Source organism: Caloramator quimbayensis, from assembly GCF_900167605.1.
Taxonomy (GTDB): Bacteria; Bacillota; Clostridia; order Clostridiales; family Caloramatoraceae; genus Caloramator_B; species Caloramator_B quimbayensis.
Window position 1 is genome coordinate 85,890 of record NZ_FUYH01000003.1, and the last position, 18,367, is coordinate 104,256.

The window sequence follows — 18,367 nt, forward strand, 5'->3', positions numbered from 1 at the left end:
AGAATAACATGTAAGGAAGGATTTTGGCAATTTTATTGACACTTAAAAACTGTTTTTAACATCATCATAGGCTTCTTTTAAAATTTCTATACCTTCTTTTATCTTGCCCTCATCTGCGCTTGCAAAGCTTAATCTAAAATATTCTGTATCCCTTCCATCTATGTAGAATACCTTGCCTGGAGAAATCAAAAGCCCTCTTTGTTTTGCTACACTTGCTAAAATTGTAGAACTAACATCCGACTTTGCAAAAACATGTATTCCTCCCTTTGGTTCTTTAAATTGTATAAATGGAGCTTCTTTTTTTAAAGTATCTGCCAAAACATCATAGCGGTTTTTATATATTTTCCACATTTTATCTAAATGATTTTGCCATTGTCCTCTTCTTAAAAACAAATCAAATGCCCTTTGAATAAGGCTTGATGTAGATATATCTGTGTTATATTTTACAGAAGACACCTTCTTTGTAATAACCGATGGTGTTATTAAAAACGCAAGCCTTATGCCTGGCATGAATATTTTTGAAAAACTTTTTAAATATATTACCCTGTCCTTCCCATCCATCGTCTTTATTGAAGTACTTTTATCCCCGTAAAACTTAAGTTCTGATAAATAATCATCTTCTAAAATATAAGTATTATATTTTTGTGCTAAATAAAGAAGCTGCAATTTTTTAGCATTGCTATAGGATATTCCTGTAGGATTATGATAGTTTGACATTATATATATAAGTTTTGGGTTACAGGATTTTAAAACGGTTTCAAGCTCCTTTATATTGATACCATCCTCATCTATTGGAACTTCAATAATACTTGCACCTCTTGATTTAAATGCCGCAACAGCACCAGTATAAGTAGGGCTTTCAACTACAATAGTATCATTAAACCCAAGTAATGACTTTGATATTATATCGATTCCCTGCTGTGCTCCTGATATTACATGTATATTATTAAAATCACAGGGAATATTATTTCCCTTTAAATACTCTCTAATGCTTTCCCTTAAGGGATAGTAACCTTGAGATTCTGAATATGCAAAAGCAAGACCTCTATCTCTCTCAAGAACTTCATTTAAAGCTTCCTTAAAATCATCTACAGGGAAAAGCTCTGGTTCGGGATTCATTGAAGATAGATTTATTTTAACTATTTCATTTACCTTATTGGATGAATTAATCTCTCCTTCATCTTCGATTTTATTTTCTTCAAAAGCTTTAATTCCTCTCACAAAGGTACCGCTTCCCACCTTTGAATACACATATCCCTTTTGTTCAAGGAGTTTATATGCACTTACTATTGTAACGTTATTAACCTCAAGCCTTTTAGAAAATTCCCTGATTGGAGGAAGCTTTTCATCTGGTTTAAAGCTGCCGTTTTCTATAAGATTCCTAATACCATCATAAACCTGCATATATAAGGGCTCATCAGAATTTTTATTTATCTCAATGGATTCATATATTTTCATAAAAGCACCTTCCTCTATAATAAAATAGAGCTGTTTACAGCTCTATTTTCTCAAAAAGAATACCGACGTTGTTCCGCTTCCAACATGACTTCCTATGGCAGCCCCTATCTCAGAAATAACAAATTCTTTAACACCGAAAGTCTTTTCTATTTCTTCTTTTATCTGCATACAAAGTTCTGTTTCACGGGCGAAGTTCATACCTATAACTTGGTTTTCTATTTCAAATCCTCTTTCTTTCATTGTATCTATAATCTTTTTAATTACTGCCTTTTCTCCCCTAACCTTATCATAAGGAACGATATAACCATCATCAAACTGCAAAATAGGTTTTACATTAAGGAGAGTTCCGATAACTGCCTGAGATGTTGAAATTCTCCCTCCTTTTTTAAGCATATCAAGATGTCCAACAGCAAATATATGCTCCATCCTATCTCTCATATATATTACTCTATCTATTATCTCTTCTTTGTTTTTTCCTTCTTTAACCATAAGAGCTGCTTCTCTTACCATAAGACCGTAACCTACAGAGGCACCCTTTGAGTCAATAACTGTAATATTATCGCTTCCTATTAAATCCTTTGCAACGCAGGCTGACTGATAAGTACCACTAAGCCTTGATGAAAAACATATTGAAATTATATAGTATCCTTCATCTAAATACTTTTTAAATTCTTCAGTAAATACCGCTAAAGGTATCTGAGATGTCTTAGGAAGGCCTTTAAATGTATCAAGTTTTTCATAAAATTCCTTAGTAGTTATAGTTACTCTATCCTTATACTCTTCATCTCCAAAATTAACAATCATAGGTATCATATGTACCCCAAGCTCATCTAAATAATCTAAATCCAAATCACAAGCACTATCTGCAAAAATTATTATTTTTTCCATAATTTCCCTCCCCTGTTTAAAATTATTTTCATACATAATTTATTATACAACAAAAGGATTTTTTTAAAATATTAAATCAAAATAATTAACAATCTATTTAATTATATAATAATTCTTATTCTATGTAGTAAACTATTTCATCGATTAAATACTCATCCCCATAGGTAGTATACTGTCTTAATGACTCCTTTATAATTTTTCTCATGCTTAAATTTTCAAGAAGCATATTTAAATCTCCATCTATATGCTTAAAATCCTCACAAGATTTAATATCCTCAATTGAACAGGGCTCTTTTTTTCTCATTAAATATTGAATAATAGGCTTTGAAATATCTTCTATGCTAAATTCTATAAAGCTCTCAGCCGAATTTAGAATACTTTTAATTTTATCTTTAGCTGAAGCTTCAGAATTAAAATAATTAAATAATTCATTTATTTCACTGCTCATACTAACTGCCAATGATAAAATGTCCTTATCCGTTATGTGTCCCTTTAAACTCATTAAAAGCCTTGCATAATTTTTTAATACTTCAAAACTCCACTGATAGGAAGTCTCAATTTTACCTACAGAATTATATTTCTTTGTATAATGAATGCTCGTTAGAAGGTTTGAGAGAATTTCAATATTTCTAATGTCCCTGTCTTTATCTTTATAAAATTTAGTAGATAAATGAATATTTTTTATATCATCATCTATACAATAAACAAGCCTTCCTGCAAAAAAAGCCTTATGAAAAGTCCCACCCTTAAGTATATTCTTATATGAATCAATAAACATATCTTTTGATATATAATTTATGTGTATAGGTACGCCAAAAGCCTTACTGTAAATATTCAAAGTCTTACTCTTCTCTTTTGTAACAACTAAAAAGTCTATGTCAGATTCCTGCCATATATCGCCATAAATTATGCTTCCATAGACAACAACAGCAATAACGCTGCTATTTTTCTTTAACTTTTCCTCCACCTGTGAATATGCCTCTTGAAATTCTTTTATGTTATACACTTTCCTCACCCCGCTTAATTTAAATTAAAATTTATTATAGCAAAATTAAAAATGAATTACAAATAAAGCCGGCATTAATTTTATGCCAGCCTATCCTTCTATATTTCTTATATTTATGACTTCTTTATTTCCGCAATAAGGGCAGATACAATAATGGGTACAAATATTAGGAGGATCTCCATCATTTAAATCTGTAAGTCTATAACTTAAATAGGGTGAATAATCATCATAATAATTTTCAACCCTGTCAAGTATCTGCATTTTTGCCCCGCAAATACTACAATACTTATCATATTCATAAAATCCATTGCACACAGGGCAAATATACATTTTTTCATCTCCTCTTTTTAATAAGCTTTATGATAACGATTAGAATTATTATAACTATACCTGTAATCAGTACTGTCTTTAATGGATTAAAGAAATATTTTACCTTTAAATAAATATAGGGAAAAGTTATAATATCAATCAATCCAATTTTTTCCTTTTCTCCTATTGAAAGCGCATACTTTCCTCCTCTATCATAGGAGTATACTGCTACATAATAATCTCCGCTTTTTGGGATTTCCCCTCTTATGCTCTGTGCTCTATAATAAGCTGTTTGAGTAAATTTTTCATAAAAATAATTTTGAGGTCCCGGAGGTAGAACAATCGCTCCATAGCTTTGGGGTATTTTAAAAGGTAAATCTGCTTTTTCCTTTATGCCTTCACCTATTATTGCAATATAAGGCTTAAAGTCTTCATTTCCCTTTATAACAGGAATTGTCATCTCCACATAAAAAGTATCCTTTTCCTTTGCACTAAACTTAACAAAATCAACATCTTCTTTTGTTTTTAGCTCTCCATAAACTGCATAAGAAATCTGATAATCTGGTACAACTGCTGGATTTGAAAAAATTAAATCTTTTCCCTCAAATATAGGTTTATGAGCATAGGCTGGAACAGAAAAAATAATAATAAATAATGCTGCAAAAATTACTATTTTTCTCTTCATATTAATCCTCAATCTATATTATTTATATAGATAATATATTCAATTCTTATTTTTTTCATACATCTATCATAAAAAAAAGAAGTACACTTTATCAAAGGTACTTCTTATAAAAAATTACATCTTTTCAAAAGCTGATTTGTCTACTCCGCATACTGGACAAACCCAATCATCAGGAATATCCTCAAATTTTGTACCTGGTGCAATACCACTGTCTATGTCTCCTACCTCAGGATCATAGACATATCCACAGGCTGTGCAAACATACTTATCCATCTTATCTACCTCCATTTTTATACTGGTCATTTTTCTTTTTATTAATTTTCTAAATTTAATTAATTTTATACCAAAACTGTAAATTAATCAATAGATTTTAAAATGTCTTTCTGTATCTTTCCATAATACCCTTAAATATATCACCTGTGGTTGGAGGTGTAAAGGAAATAGCATTAGCTCCTGCTTTAATCGTCTCCCTTATACTTTCCTCTGTCGTACCTCCTGTTGCAATTATAGGAACCTCGGGAAACTGCTCTCTTATTTTTCTAACTATTTTAGGAGTATTTTGAGCACCTGAAACATTAAAAATAGAAGCTCCTGCTTCAATTCTTGCCTTAAAATCTTCATTTTCAGAAACAACTGTAACTACTATAGGTATATCTATTGTTTCCTTCATCTCCCTTATGGTTTCATTTAAAGTTGGTGCGTTTACTACAACGCCAATCGCACCTTGAAATTCCGCATCGAGAGCAAGATTAACTACTCTTTTGCCAGTAGTTATTCCTCCTCCAACACCGCAAAATACCGGAACATCTGCAGCAATCATAATTGAATGGGTTATAACAGGCTGCGGAGTAAAAGGATATACAGCAATTACCGCATCAGCATTAGTATTCCTTATTATTGCAACATCCGTTGTAAAAACGAGAGATTTTATTCTTTTTCCAAATATAAGTATTCCACTTGCTTCTCTTATAGCAAGAGGCAGTTCAATCATATGGCTTCTAAGCGAACCCTTTATTTCAGGTATATATTTATTATTCATATTATCCCTCCAAAATAATTATATATCAGCTTATTTTTAAATTAAAGATTTTTAATCTTTTTATTGAAATTCTCTTTCAAACCATAACCTCATATTTTATATACATTTGCAGATATTATAAATGGAGATGATTATATGGCAGCCAAACTATATTCTATGTATTTTATCTTATATCTTTTTATTTTATCTTCTTCTATTTTTAACTATGAGGGATGCATATATGATTTAAAAACTACACCTCAAACCACAAACAATAAAGTATGCCTTATTATTGTTGACGGATTAAGATACGATTATGTTCCATATATGGAATATATTTCTTGGCACATTCAAAATGACAGCGCTGTATTATATAAATCAATATCAGGCGTACCTTCCTATTCAAGACCTGGATACGAAAGAATTTTAACGGGAAGTGAAACTGAAATAAACGGTATACATAGCAACAATAATAGAATACTATCTTTAATTCCAAATATATTTTCCCTTTGTAAAAATAAAGGACTTAAAACATCATGCAGCGCCTTTTACTGGTTCGAAGAGCTCTATCCCTTTTTAATAGATTATAAATATTTATATTTTTATAATGATAGTTTAGTATTTAAAAAGGCAGAAGAATTTGTAAAAAAATACAAACCTGAATTTATTGTTATCCACCCTATGGAGGTTGATAACGCTGGGCATAGATATGGTGCTAAATCTTCTGGATATATTAATTCAGTAAAAAACGTTGATAAAAATATAGAAAAAACTTGGGATACTATAAAAAATGATGGTTACACTCTTTTAATAACATCTGATCATGGTCATAGAGATGAAAGCGGGCATGGGGATGGATGCAGCGAGTGCATTAATACTCCATTCATAATAATTAGCAATAACATTAAAAATCTAAATTTAAAAGATAATAAAAATATTATCAGCCAAATAGATATTGCACCTACTATTTGTGATTTTCTCGGAATCTCAAAAACTATCTATATGACAGGAGAATCCCTCTTTCAAAACAAAAACAATATATCCGAAATAAGAAGCTTATTTACTTTTTATGGCATAAAAAACTTTAAAAGTTTTTTTAATCTTACGTCCATTATAACATATGTAATAATTTCAATTTATACAGTAATTTATTTTTCATATTTTATAATCGTAATAAAGATTTTAAATTCTTAAAAAAAGTTAAAAAAAGACGGTTTTATTACCGTCTTTTTTTATGGCTGCCGAGGTAGGACTCGAACCCACGGAATACCTGATCCAGAGTCAGGTGCCTTACCACTTGGCGACTCGGCATCAATATTATCTCGAACATTTATTATTATATATACTCTTTTAATTATAGTCAAGCACTTTTTTAATTAAACTATAAAAATAGATTTATTCTTATTATGATAGAGCCCCTAATACTGTTAAGACAAATATCAAGAACCTTTGGAAAATCATTGCTTCATAGGATAAAAAACTATCTATACAGCATTATGGGCTTAAATCATAATTTATTATATTAATGTATTTCTATCTCATAATCTTTAACTCTTCCCAAAATATCCTTAGTAGTTCTAATATCTACATATATTCCATCCTCTTTATATTCTTCCTTTTCAACACATTTATTATCATGAAGATATGATATTATCTTTGTATCACTATAAGGAATAAACAGCTTTGCTTCAATAAACTCTTTATAAACTTCATTTTCAATCTTCTGCATAAGAACATCAAGATTTATTTCCTTTAGTGCGGATATCTCAACTCCATCGCTGTACTTGCTCCTTAAAACCGAAATATTTTCATCATCGGCTATGTCAACCTTATTGAAGGCAAGTATTATTTTTTTATCCCCTGCTCCTATTTCCTTTAAAACCGAATTTACAGTTTCAATCTGTGCCTGTGCATTTTTATTTGAAGCATCAACAACATGAACTATCACATCACTGTAGATTACTTCCTCAAGAGTTGATTTAAAAGCCTCAATAAGTTCATGTGGAAGTTTTCGAATAAATCCTACAGTATCGGATAAAAGAACATCTTTCCCTGATGGAAGCTTTACAAGCCTTGTTGTAGTATCAAGAGTTGCAAAAAGCATATCTGCCTCAAGAACTTTTTCTTTATCAATGCCTGAAATTTCACAGAGCTTGTTTCTTAGAGTGGATTTACCTGCATTAGTATATCCCGCAAAGGACACAACAGGTATTTCATTTGATTTCCTTCTCTCTCTTTGAAGATTTCTATTCTTTTTAATATCTTCAAGTTCCTTTTCAAGATCATATATTCTGTTTTTAATATGTCTTCTGTCTATTTCAAGCTTCTTCTCTCCAGGACCTCTTGTACCTATCCCTCCCCCTGTTCTTGACAAAACACCTCCAAGACCAATAAGTCTCGGAAGTCTGTACTTAAGCTGTGCAAGCTCTACCTGTATTTTCCCTTCCCTTGAAACAGCCCTTTGTGCAAAAATATCAAGTATTAAAGTAGTTCTATCTATGACCTTACAACCTATAATCTCCTCAAGATTTCTAACCTGTGCACCGCTGAGTTCATCATCAAATATAACAGTATCAGCCATAAGACTTTGTCTTAAAAGTGCTATCTCTCTTGCCTTACCGCTTCCTATATAATAGGCTGTATCTATTTTACCCCTGTTTTGAATTACTTTATATACAACCTCTGAACCTGCAGTATCTGCAAGTTCCTCAAGTTCATTTAAAGATTCTTCTGGAGTATATAAATCGCTGCTTGCCATGCCGACAAGTATAGATCTTTCTCTCTTGTTCTCACCTACGACATGGATTTTATCATAAATATTTTTCTCTAAACTTTGAATCATATCCATAAAATCCACATTTCTTATTTTGCTTACAGGATAAACTCCTTCAATTAAAACTTCATCATTTATTTTACCATCTTCAATCTTTAAGTAACCAAAGGAAAACTCATAGGGTTTCTCATCCTTAATATTAACCGCTGCCATACAATCGAATTTCATATTTATAAGTGCAGTTACATCTACAGATGAAAGATAAGCTTCTCCAGATGGATGAGTATGAATACATCTTATTCCTGAAAGAGTATTTTCGTTTCTCTTTTCTGACATCGCTTCAAGGCTTACCGTAAAGCTGTCACCTATTCCTATATCTATTATCCTGCCTCTTCTATTTATATATAAAGATATCTCTCTATTTATCTTTGACGATATCCTGCAGATTATATCCAATATCTCTGAAGATACAAGCAGGTTTTTATCACATTCCACTTCATAAAGATTTTCAAGTTCTTCAATATATATTTTTTTAACACCTTCTAAATTGCCTCTTATCATTAAAACACCTCCTGTGCATTTATATTATACAATAAGATGTAAAAATCTAAAATCCTATTCATACTTATTGACAAACTTCTATCGATATCTTATTCTAATTCTAAACGAAGGTTATATGGAGGGAGTAGAAATTATAATGGAAGGAAAAAAAGAAAACATACTTATATCCGCTGAAGAAATATCAGAAAAAATAGGTGAAATTGCAAAAGTAATATCCAATGATTATAAGGGAAAGAAGCTTTATATATTATCACTGCTCCGTGGAAGCTTCATTTTTACAGCTGATTTAATAAGAAAAATCGATATCCCTGTCATGGTTGGATTTATGGCAACATCAAGCTATGGTCATAATGAAACATCATCAGGATGCGTTAAAGTTGTACAGGATGTTGCTGATAATATAGAAGGATACGACGTTTTAATTGTCGATGATATTGTCGACACAGGAATTACTATGAAATTTGTAAAGGAATACCTTCAAAAATATAACCCAAACAGCATAAAGTGCTGCGTTCTTTTGGATAAGCCAGAAAGAAGAAAGGTTGATATTTCTCCAGATTATAAATGTTTTACAATACCTGATGTTTTTGTAGTAGGATATGGTCTTAACTACGGCGACTATTATAGGAACAAGCCTTATATATTCAACTGGGAAGAAAAATAAAACTAAAAGCCAGTAATACTGAAGAAAAAGCAGTATTGCTGGCTTTTAATTAAAATATTTATTTGTTTGGAGATGTATATTGATTTGTAATTCCATCTGATTTTACTCCATCTATATTAGCATAGGTATTCGGAACCTTCCCGACTATTATGCTTTCAGCAATAGGAATATTAGATGTTACAGTTACCATATTCCTTGCAAGAGGTATTACTACTTGAATCGTTGATTTAACATCGAGATATACAATATGTCTTGTCTGGTTTATACCAGCTGCCTGAAACTCTGAACGATAACTTGTAACAACAGAACCTACAGGCTGCATTTTAAATGTAATTTTAGGACCGTAATATGCAAACAAGTCATTTTTAGCTAAAAGCCCAAGGGGAATTTTAACTCCCCTTGCACCTATGCTTTGTATTCTATTTTGTACTGATAAAGCAATATCTGAGCCTATCCTGTTAAGCTCAACTGTATTAGCCTGTATCATAACTATATTGCCGTCCTTATCGGTTTTAATGTTCATTATATCATCATAGGATATCTTATTTCCAAATTCCTCTCGTATAGTACCATTTATTGTTTCCGTTGCAATTATTCTCGCCTCAGCATCACAAAGAGCCATCATAACCGGTTTTAACTCCCTGTCAAGCTTATAAAATATAAATAAAATAAATATAAATATAAAAAGCAGTATAACTCCGCTTTTAATCTTTCTGTTTTTGAAGGATTTGGTCATCAAAATCCCCCCTTCTTATTATTCTATGCCTTTAAATAAATTTTGTTACATTATTTTTTATAAAGTACTCTATCTTAAAAGAATTTTTTATTACTCTTAAAATATGATATAATGTATTAATGAAAGTTTTAAGACCTTAAATTTACTGCTTATACTGAAAAGGAGGTCAATTATGGAACAAGAAAATAATAGAAGAAGAAAAAAGCAAAAAAAGAAAAGCACCGGAATAGGTAAGAAAATATTAGTTACTATATTAATACTGTTTTTACTGATTGGAGCAGCTGGAATAGGTGCTGTTGTTGCAGTAGTAAAGTCAGCACCTGCAATTAATACTGACATTATAAGCAATTTAAAACAGAGCAGTAAAATATATGATATGAATGGAAACTATATTGAAGATTTCTCCGGAAGCGAAAACAGAAACATAGTGCCTTTAAAGCAGATACCGAAAAATCTTCAGTTAGCCTTCGTTGCAATCGAAGATGAAAGATTCTATGTTCATCATGGAGTCGATATAAAAAGAATATTCGGTGCACTATGGTACGACATCAAGACTATGTCAAAGGCTCAGGGTGCATCAACTATAACACAGCAGCTTATAAAAAACTATGCACTATCCCCAGAAAAGAATTTTACACGTAAACTTCAGGAGGCCTATCTTGCAATTCAGCTTGAAAGACAGCTAAGCAAAGACCAGATACTTGAAGCTTACCTTAATACAATCCTGCTTGGAAATAATACTTGGGGTGTACAGGCAGCATCACTTCTTTACTTTGGTAAAGATGTAAGCCAGCTCAATCTTCCTGAATGTGCTCTGCTTGCAGGAATCACAAAAAACCCTTCAAAGTATAATCCCTACAGCAAGAAAAATCTTGAAAATCCTAAGGATTTATTAGACAGACAGAAAACTGTTCTCTCAAAGATGCTCGAGCTTGGATTTATTTCAAAGGAAGAATATGACTCAGCAATAAATTATAAGCTTACATTCCAAAGCAAGCAAGAAGCAATGTCAATGAAATATCAGTGGTTTATAGAACCTGCAATAGAGCAGATAGCAAAGGATTTTGCAGAAAAATACAACATGACTGAAAGCGAAGCAAAACAAAGGCTTAGAACCGGAGGATATAATTTATATTTAACTATTGATCCTAAAATACAGGATGCCGCTCAGTCAGTTATAGATAATGATAAATATTACAAAGGTCTTAGACTTCAAAAAGATTTGCTTAATTATTCAGCTGATGGAAAATCAAAAGCAATAATTCAGCCTCAAGCTGCTGCAGTAATATTTGATTATAAAACTGGCCAAGTTAGAGCAATTGTTGGCGGAAGAGGTACTCATGATCTTATGTCACTAAATAGAGCTACAGAGGTTCCGAGGCAGCCAGGATCCTCAATAAAGCCTCTCGCAGTTTATGGACCTGCTATAGATTCAAAAATTGCAACAGCTGGAACTGTAATAGAAGATTCTCCTATGCCTTTAGATTTTGTCAAAGCTAATAAAGGGTGGGATCCTAAAAATGCAGATGGCAAGTTTAGAGGTTATGTAACTATCAGAGATGCAATAAAGCATTCCATAAACCTTGTAGCTGTAAAGCTTCAGCTTCAAGTTGGAGTAAATACATCAATAGATTATCTGCAAAATAAATTCCATATAACAACTATTAAAAAAGATGATAAAAATACAGCAGCACTTGCCCTTGGAGGTATGACTGAAGGGGTTACCCCATTTGAGATGGCAGCAGCCTATGGAGTATTTGGAAATCAGGGAATTTACTCTCAGCCAATAATGTATACTAAGGTTACTGATAGAAACGGAGATACAGTGCTTGAAAAAACTTCAGAGCAGTCAAAATCCCTATCACCACAAGCAGCTTATATAATGACCGATATGCTCAAAGGGGTTGTCAGCGGAGGAACTGCTACATCAGCAAACCTTGGCTCAATGCCTGCAGCAGGTAAAACTGGTACTGCAAGCGATTATACAAATGCTTGGTTTTGCGGATTTACACCATATTATTCAGGAGCAGTTTGGATGGGACACGATCAGCCAAAGGTTAAGGTAGGTGGTCTTACAAGTGCTCTTTCTGCAAGGCTGTGGGGAGATATAATGAGACAAGTCCATAAAGACCTTCCTATAGTTGATTTTCAAGCACCATCTGAAATTGTAAGAAGTGAAATATGTATAGATTCAGGAAATGCGCCAACAGATATATGCGCACAGGATCAAAGAGGTTCAAGGATTAGAAGCGAATTATTTATAGATGGTACTCAGCCTGTTGAATTATGCGAAATTCATACAACAGCTGATATCGATATAAGAACTGGTAAACTTGCAACTGAAGATACTCCAGCGGAATATATACAAAAGAAAGTATTTATAAAAAGAACTACTCCTGCACGCGCTCCTCTCCTAGATGATGCGTATGTACTTCCATCAGAATTCAGTACAAATATTGAAGAAAATTCAGATGGAACACCTATTGCAACACCATAATTTTAAAGAGACTGGCCATTAGGTATTGGTGACCAGTCTCTTTTCATAAAGAACTTAAAAATACATACCTTTGAAAGTGATAAGTAAAGAACTGCTGAATTAGTATTAAAAATATTAATTCAGCAGTTCTTATTTTTGATATTAATTATCTCACATTCAGTTATACTGCCTCTTCTTCAATATTTCCTTTAGTAAACTGGCTGTTATAAAGCTCAGCATAAAATCCGCCTTTTGCAAGAAGTTCTTTGTGATTGCCCATTTCTATTATACTTCCATTATTCATAACCAGTATAAGCTTTGCATCTTTTATTGTTGAAAGTCTATGAGCTATAACAAAACTTGTTCTTCCCTCCATAAGATTAGCCATGGCCTTTTGAATCAATACCTCTGTTCTTGTATCAACGCTGCTTGTAGCTTCATCAAGTATTAAAATCTTAGGATCTGCAAGTATTGCCCTTGCAATAGTTAAAAGCTGCTTTTGCCCCTGTGATATATTTGTTGCCTCTTCATTAAGAACAGTATCATAGCCTTGCGGCAGAGTTCTTATAAAATGATCCGCATGGGCTGCCTTTGCTGCCTGTATGATTTCATCCATAGATGCTCCTTCTTTTCCATAGCCTATGTTGTCTTTAATAGTTCCATTAAAAAGCCATGTATCTTGAAGAACCATTCCAAACATCTTCCTAAGTTCGCTTCGCTTAATATCTTTTATATTTACTCCATCTATAGATATTCTGCCTGAATTAATTTCATAAAAACGCATCAATAGATTAACAAGAGTAGTTTTACCAGCTCCTGTTGGTCCTACAATTGCAATTGTATCACCTGGTTTTACTTTTAAATTCATATCCTCAATTAAAGGTACATCCTCTTTGTATCTAAAAGATACATCCTCAAATTTAACTTCTCCCTTAGGATTATCAAGTACAACTGCATTCTTACTATCAGGGACTTCCTCTTCTTCATCTAATATCTCAAATACACGTTCAGCACAGGCAATTGTAGATTGAATTATATTTGCTATATTAGCAGTTTGAATAATCGGCATAGTGAAAGATCTTGAGTATTGTATAAAAGCTATTATATCACCTATACCGAGCAGACTTCTTGTAATCCATATACCACCAACAATACAAATACCTACATATCCTAAGTTGCTTATAAAATTCATAAGCGGAAACATTATACCAGATACAAACTGTGCTCTCCAGCCTACATTCATTAATCTGCTATTTATAGCTTCAAACTTCTCTATAGAATCCTTTTCCTTACCAAAAGCTTTTACTATTTTATGCCCTGTATACATTTCTTCTACATGTCCGCTAAGTTCCCCAATTTCCTTTTGCTGAGCAGCAAAATATCTTTGAGATTTTTTAGCTATAAAAGTTGTTGCTATAATATATAATGGCATTGTAGCTAATACAATTAAAGTTAAAGAATGGCTTATTGTAAGCATCATTATAATATAACCTATTATTGTTATTACCGATGTAATTATTTGAGTTAAACTTTGCTGAAGTGTTGTTGCAATAGTATCAACATCATTAGTAACACGGCTTAATATATCCCCATGCTGATGGGAATCAAAATATTTTAGAGGAAGTCTTGAGAGCTTTTCATCAACTTCTCTTCTTAAATCCCTTACAGTTTTTTGTGCAACCCCCGACATTACAAGTCCCATAGTCAAACTGAAAAGAGAGCTTAATATATAAAGGGCTATTAATATTAATGCAATTTTCCCTATATAATTAAAGTCATATTCTCCATTGGTCTGCCTTATAGCGTTAATAACTGAATTGATTTGCTCATCAGTAAACTTTACATTGTTCTTAGGATTGTTTGGAGCATTTTCCATTGAGCCCTGCATTTTCTTTCCTAAATCTAAAACCTTTTTACAAACCTCAGCCTTCTCATTTGCATCCTTTATAGAAGACAGCTTCGGCAGCGAAATAAACTCTTGAACAGCCTTTATGCTGTCGGTATCAAATTTATTATTTGTACTGCTGCTATTAGTACTATTCATATCCGGCATCTTGCCAAATATATCAAGCATATTGTTTAAAACTTTCGTTTTTTCTTCAGAATCTGTTATTGTGTTTAACATTGGAAGATAAAGTAATTCTTTAATATTCTTAAGCTGCTCTAAGTCCATCATCTCATTTGACTTGTTGTTATTGCTATCCGTATTCATATTAGGCATTTTCTCAAATATATCTATTAATTTAATTACCGTTTCTGTTTTTTGTTTTTCATCCTCTATTTTGCTTATTTCAGGTAATAAAATAAGCTCTTTTATATTCTGCATATCTGACGAGCTAAAGTTCATGCTTGAATTTGACATATCAGGCATATCTTTAAATATATCAATAAGCTCAACTAATGTTTTCTTTTTTAACTTTTCATCCTTTAAATCCTTTATCATTGGAAGCTTTAATAATTTATTGACAGAATCCATTGTCATTTTATCCATTTTCTTATTTGAGCTCGAACTTGATGCAACATTAAAATTCTTTATCTGATAAATTTTTAATAGGGCTTTATCCATAGTCTCTTTATCAAGCTGCATTAGGCTTTCCTGCGTTTTATTTGTCTTAGGCATACTATTTGAAAGGCTCATAAACTTTTTAATTATATCTATTTTTTCCTTTGGGTTTTTAACATTTTCAAGCAGCGGAAGGCTTAAAATCTCTTTTGCTGTTTCTAAGGATTTTTTATCCATATTTTTATTTTCAGGCATACTATAAAGTATATCTATAAACTTTATAGTTGTTTTTATCTTTTCTTCCCTATCGCTGATTGAGTCAATAAGCGGAAGCTTTAATAAGCTTTGCATAGCTTCAATTGTTTTTGTATCCATAGAAGGCATTTGCATTCCCTGAGGCATCTTTTGAATTTGAGCCATTTGCTCTTTAATTTGATTTACTAAGTTTTTTTGTACAACACCCATTTGAGCAGTTATTTGATTTACAGCAGCATTTTGTCCTGCAACTACGCCATTATGAATCTGAATGGCCATATTTTTATAAATCTCATCAACTGCAGCTACCTGAGCATTTGCCATGTTATTTATTATCTGCTCTACAGCCTTATTTTGTGCCTCACCCATCTTATCTTTTATATTATCTACAGCTTCCTTTTGAACATCTCCCATTTTGTTTTTAAGCTGGCTTACTGCCTCATCCTGTCCCTTTGATATTTCTGATATCATTTTGCGGGCCATATAAGCATCCTGAAGTTTATTTAATGCTTTGCTTGAAATTTTAGGAGTTGCTATTGAAAAGGAAGTACTTAAAACAGCAAAAATTAAAACAATAATTAAATTGATTCTATGAGGCTTTAGATATCTTAAAAGTCTTTTAAATGTTCCTTTAAAATTCTTTGGTTTTTCAACTGGTCTTCCAAATCCACCCATGGGGCCCCCTCTTCTTCCTCCCATAGGCCTGCTTTCCCTTCCTCTATCTGCGCTCATGCTATCTCCTCCTCTGAAAGCTGTGAAAATACTATTTCACGGTAAACACCACATTCTTTCATTAATTCACTGTGAGTTCCCATTCCAACTATTCTTCCTTCATCTAATACTATAATTCTATCTGCATCCATAATAGTACTTACCCTTTGTGCAACAATAATAACTGTTGATTCTGCTGTTTCATTTTTAAGAGCTGCTCTTAATTTTGCATCGGTTTTAAAGTCGAGGGCCGAAAAGCTATCATCAAAAATATATATTTCAGGCTTCCTGACTATTGCCCTTGCGATAGAAAGTCTCTGTTTTTGTCCGCCGGATACATTAGTACCCCCCTCTGATATTTCATGGTCAAACCCGCCATCCATATTTTCTATAAATTCGAAAGCCTGTGCAACCTTTGCAGCATGTTTTATTTCATCCTCACTTGCATCTTTATTACCAACTCTTATATTTTCAGCAATTGTTCCTGAGAACAGAACCGCTTTTTGTGGTACAAGACCTATCTTTTTTCTTAAAACTTCCTGTGGAATTTCCCTGACATCAACACCATCTATAAGTACACTCCCACTGTCTACATCATAAAATCTTGGAATTAAATTTATTAATGTTGATTTTCCTGCACCCGTGCTTCCTATAATAGCAGTAACTTCACCTGGCTTTGCTAAAAAAGATATATTCTTAAGTGCAGGTTCTTCAGCTCCATGATAGCTAAAAGTAACATCCCTAAATTCTACATAGCCTTTACCTTCAAAGGAGTCCTTTGTTCTTTCGGCATCTACTATCTCAGGCTTAGTATCAAGGACTTCATTTATTCTTACTGCTGCTGCCTGTGCACGTGGAACCATTATAAACATCATAGCAAGCATCAGCATCGATATCATAATCTGCATAGCATATTGAGTAAAAGAACTTAGTGCACCTAAATCCATATTGCCTTCACTTATTCTAATTCCTCCAAACCAAAGAATAGATAGTGATGTCAGGTTCATTATAAGCATTATCGAAGGCATCATAAATGCCATTATTCTATTAACTTTAATATAATTTCCAGTCAAATCAACGTTAGCATCATTAAAGCGTTTTCTTTCACGCTCATCAGTATTAAAAGCTCTAATAACCCTGACTCCTGTAAGCTTTTCACGCAAAACAAGATTTATTCTGTCAATTTTTAGCTGTACTACCTTAAAAAGAGGTATCATTCTTGATGCAATTATAGCTACAACCCCAGCAAGAACAGGTATTGCAACTGCTAAAACAAGGGTTAATGGTCTGTCTTTTCTATATGCCAAAATCGTTCCGCCAACTGCAGTAATAGGAGCGCTTATCATCAGCCTCATTATCATAATAGTAACAGTTTGAATCTGTGTAACATCGTTTGTTGTTCTTGTAATTAATGTTGCTGTTCCAAATTTGTCAAATTCATTTAACGAATAGCTCTCAATCCTATTAAATATTCTGCTTCTTAAAATAGTTCCAAGTCCTGTAGCTACTTTTGATGATAAGAGACTTGCCATAACTGAGCATACAACTCCTGCTCCTGCAACTAATAGCATTAAGCCTCCTATTTGAAGTATCTTTTTTGTATCTCCCTGCATAACTCCTTTATTTATTATGTCCCCCATAAGCGTTGGAAGATAAAGATCTCCTAAGGTCTGTAATGTAACAAATAAAAATACGCCTATTATCATTGCTGTATAGGGTTTTAAAAACCTGTATAGTTTTAACACTGCCATCATCTCCTGATAATTTATTTTCTATTTATAATCTCTAACATTAATAAGGTTATTTTGCATCTTTATTAGAAGCTTATAAAGTGCATCCTTTTCTTCCTCTGTAAAATTTTTAAAACATTCATCATTTAGTTCAATCATTACTTGCTTTAATTCTTTGCATATTTCTCTCCCCTTTTCGGTAATGTATACTCTCGATATTCTCTGATCCTCTTCATCCTGCTTTCTTAATAAAAGGCCGGTCTTTTCCATCCTCCTCAGCATTACTGTAATAGTTGCAGGTTTTATATTAAGTTTCATTGCAAGCTCCTTTTGACTTTGGCCATCCCTGTGGTATAATGCAAATAACAAAGGCGGCTGTCCAGGATACATCCCATACTTATCAAGCATATTATGCAGACATTGAAAGTGAAGCCTTATAATTTGGCCAAAAACATAATATAGACTATCAGAATTACAAAAATCCATTCAAATACCTCCCTCCATGAAATATAATCTTCAATAAATTATTTAGTCATCTAAACATTTTTAGAATATCATTTAGTCGTCTAACTGTCAACACCAAAATAGGGATAC

At 32.5% G+C, this 18,367-nt stretch carries 15 protein-coding genes and 1 tRNA gene; 3 read left to right on the plus strand and 13 right to left on the minus strand.

Annotated features, from left to right (window positions below):
* Positions 1-42 precede the first annotated feature (42 nt).
* From pdxR to B5D15_RS02625, 7 genes are all read right to left on the minus strand, one after another.
* A complete protein-coding gene (gene pdxR, locus B5D15_RS02595; RefSeq protein ID WP_078695549.1) occupies positions 43-1,458 on the minus strand; it encodes a MocR-like pyridoxine biosynthesis transcription factor PdxR in 1,416 nt (471 codons plus the stop codon).
* A gap of 42 nt (positions 1,459-1,500) precedes the next feature.
* Positions 1,501-2,346 (minus strand): DegV family protein, encoded by an 846-nt coding sequence (locus tag B5D15_RS02600; protein WP_179122165.1) that lies wholly within the window; start codon positions 2,344-2,346, stop codon positions 1,501-1,503.
* A gap of 115 nt (positions 2,347-2,461) precedes the next feature.
* Positions 2,462-3,352, minus strand: coding sequence for a nucleotidyltransferase domain-containing protein (locus tag B5D15_RS02605; protein WP_179122166.1), 891 nt, complete (start codon positions 3,350-3,352; stop codon positions 2,462-2,464).
* A 90-nt stretch (positions 3,353-3,442) separates the two neighbouring features.
* Complete coding sequence (locus tag B5D15_RS02610) at positions 3,443-3,682, minus strand: hypothetical protein (protein ID WP_078695552.1); 240 nt, start codon at positions 3,680-3,682, stop codon at positions 3,443-3,445.
* A 4-nt stretch (positions 3,683-3,686) separates the two neighbouring features.
* Entirely contained in the window at positions 3,687-4,346 is a 660-nt protein-coding gene (locus B5D15_RS02615; RefSeq protein ID WP_078695553.1) for a hypothetical protein, read from the minus strand.
* 114 nt (positions 4,347-4,460) lie between these two features.
* A complete protein-coding gene (gene rd / locus B5D15_RS02620) occupies positions 4,461-4,619 on the minus strand; it encodes a rubredoxin (protein WP_078695554.1) in 159 nt (52 codons plus the stop codon).
* A 97-nt stretch (positions 4,620-4,716) separates the two neighbouring features.
* The gene (locus tag B5D15_RS02625; RefSeq protein WP_078695555.1) at positions 4,717-5,385 is read right to left on the minus strand and encodes a beta/alpha barrel domain-containing protein; all 669 of its coding nucleotides are present in this window, start codon (positions 5,383-5,385) and stop codon (positions 4,717-4,719) included.
* A gap of 135 nt (positions 5,386-5,520) precedes the next feature.
* Here B5D15_RS02625 and B5D15_RS02630 point away from each other — a divergent pair, with 135 nt between their 5' ends.
* On the plus strand, positions 5,521-6,558 hold the full coding sequence (locus tag B5D15_RS02630) for an alkaline phosphatase family protein (protein WP_078695556.1): 1,038 nt from the start codon (positions 5,521-5,523) through the stop codon (positions 6,556-6,558).
* A gap of 41 nt (positions 6,559-6,599) precedes the next feature.
* Here B5D15_RS02630 and B5D15_RS02635 read toward each other — a convergent pair.
* Positions 6,600-6,675: transfer RNA gene (locus tag B5D15_RS02635), tRNA-Gln, on the minus strand.
* Between the two features lie 211 nt (positions 6,676-6,886).
* Positions 6,887-8,698, minus strand: coding sequence for a GTPase HflX (gene hflX / locus B5D15_RS02640; RefSeq protein ID WP_078695557.1), 1,812 nt, complete (start codon positions 8,696-8,698; stop codon positions 6,887-6,889).
* 136 nt (positions 8,699-8,834) lie between these two features.
* On the opposite strand from hflX, the gene hpt reads away from it, so the two are divergent.
* Complete coding sequence (gene hpt / locus B5D15_RS02645; protein ID WP_078695630.1) at positions 8,835-9,362, plus strand: hypoxanthine phosphoribosyltransferase; 528 nt, start codon at positions 8,835-8,837, stop codon at positions 9,360-9,362.
* Positions 9,363-9,420: 58 nt separating this feature from the next.
* Here the strand turns inward: hpt and yunB are convergent, their stop codons facing one another.
* Positions 9,421-10,098 carry a sporulation protein YunB gene (gene yunB, locus B5D15_RS02650; protein WP_078695558.1) on the minus strand — a complete coding sequence of 226 codons (678 nt, stop codon included), beginning with the start codon at positions 10,096-10,098 and terminating at the stop codon, positions 9,421-9,423.
* Positions 10,099-10,270: 172 nt separating this feature from the next.
* Here yunB and B5D15_RS02655 point away from each other — a divergent pair, with 172 nt between their 5' ends.
* Complete coding sequence (locus B5D15_RS02655; protein WP_078695559.1) at positions 10,271-12,595, plus strand: transglycosylase domain-containing protein; 2,325 nt, start codon at positions 10,271-10,273, stop codon at positions 12,593-12,595.
* A gap of 160 nt (positions 12,596-12,755) precedes the next feature.
* On the opposite strand, the gene B5D15_RS02660 is transcribed toward B5D15_RS02655, so the two are convergent.
* The 3 genes from B5D15_RS02660 to B5D15_RS02670 form a co-directional block, all read right to left on the minus strand.
* Entirely contained in the window at positions 12,756-14,618 is a 1,863-nt protein-coding gene (locus B5D15_RS02660; RefSeq protein WP_242948680.1) for an ABC transporter ATP-binding protein, read from the minus strand.
* Between the two features lie 1,442 nt (positions 14,619-16,060).
* Complete coding sequence (locus tag B5D15_RS02665; protein WP_078695560.1) at positions 16,061-17,788, minus strand: ABC transporter ATP-binding protein; 1,728 nt, start codon at positions 17,786-17,788, stop codon at positions 16,061-16,063.
* 27 nt (positions 17,789-17,815) lie between these two features.
* Positions 17,816-18,259, minus strand: a complete 444-nt coding sequence (locus tag B5D15_RS02670; protein ID WP_078695561.1) for a MarR family winged helix-turn-helix transcriptional regulator — start codon at positions 18,257-18,259, stop codon at positions 17,816-17,818.
* Between the last annotated feature and the right edge of the window lie 108 nt (positions 18,260-18,367).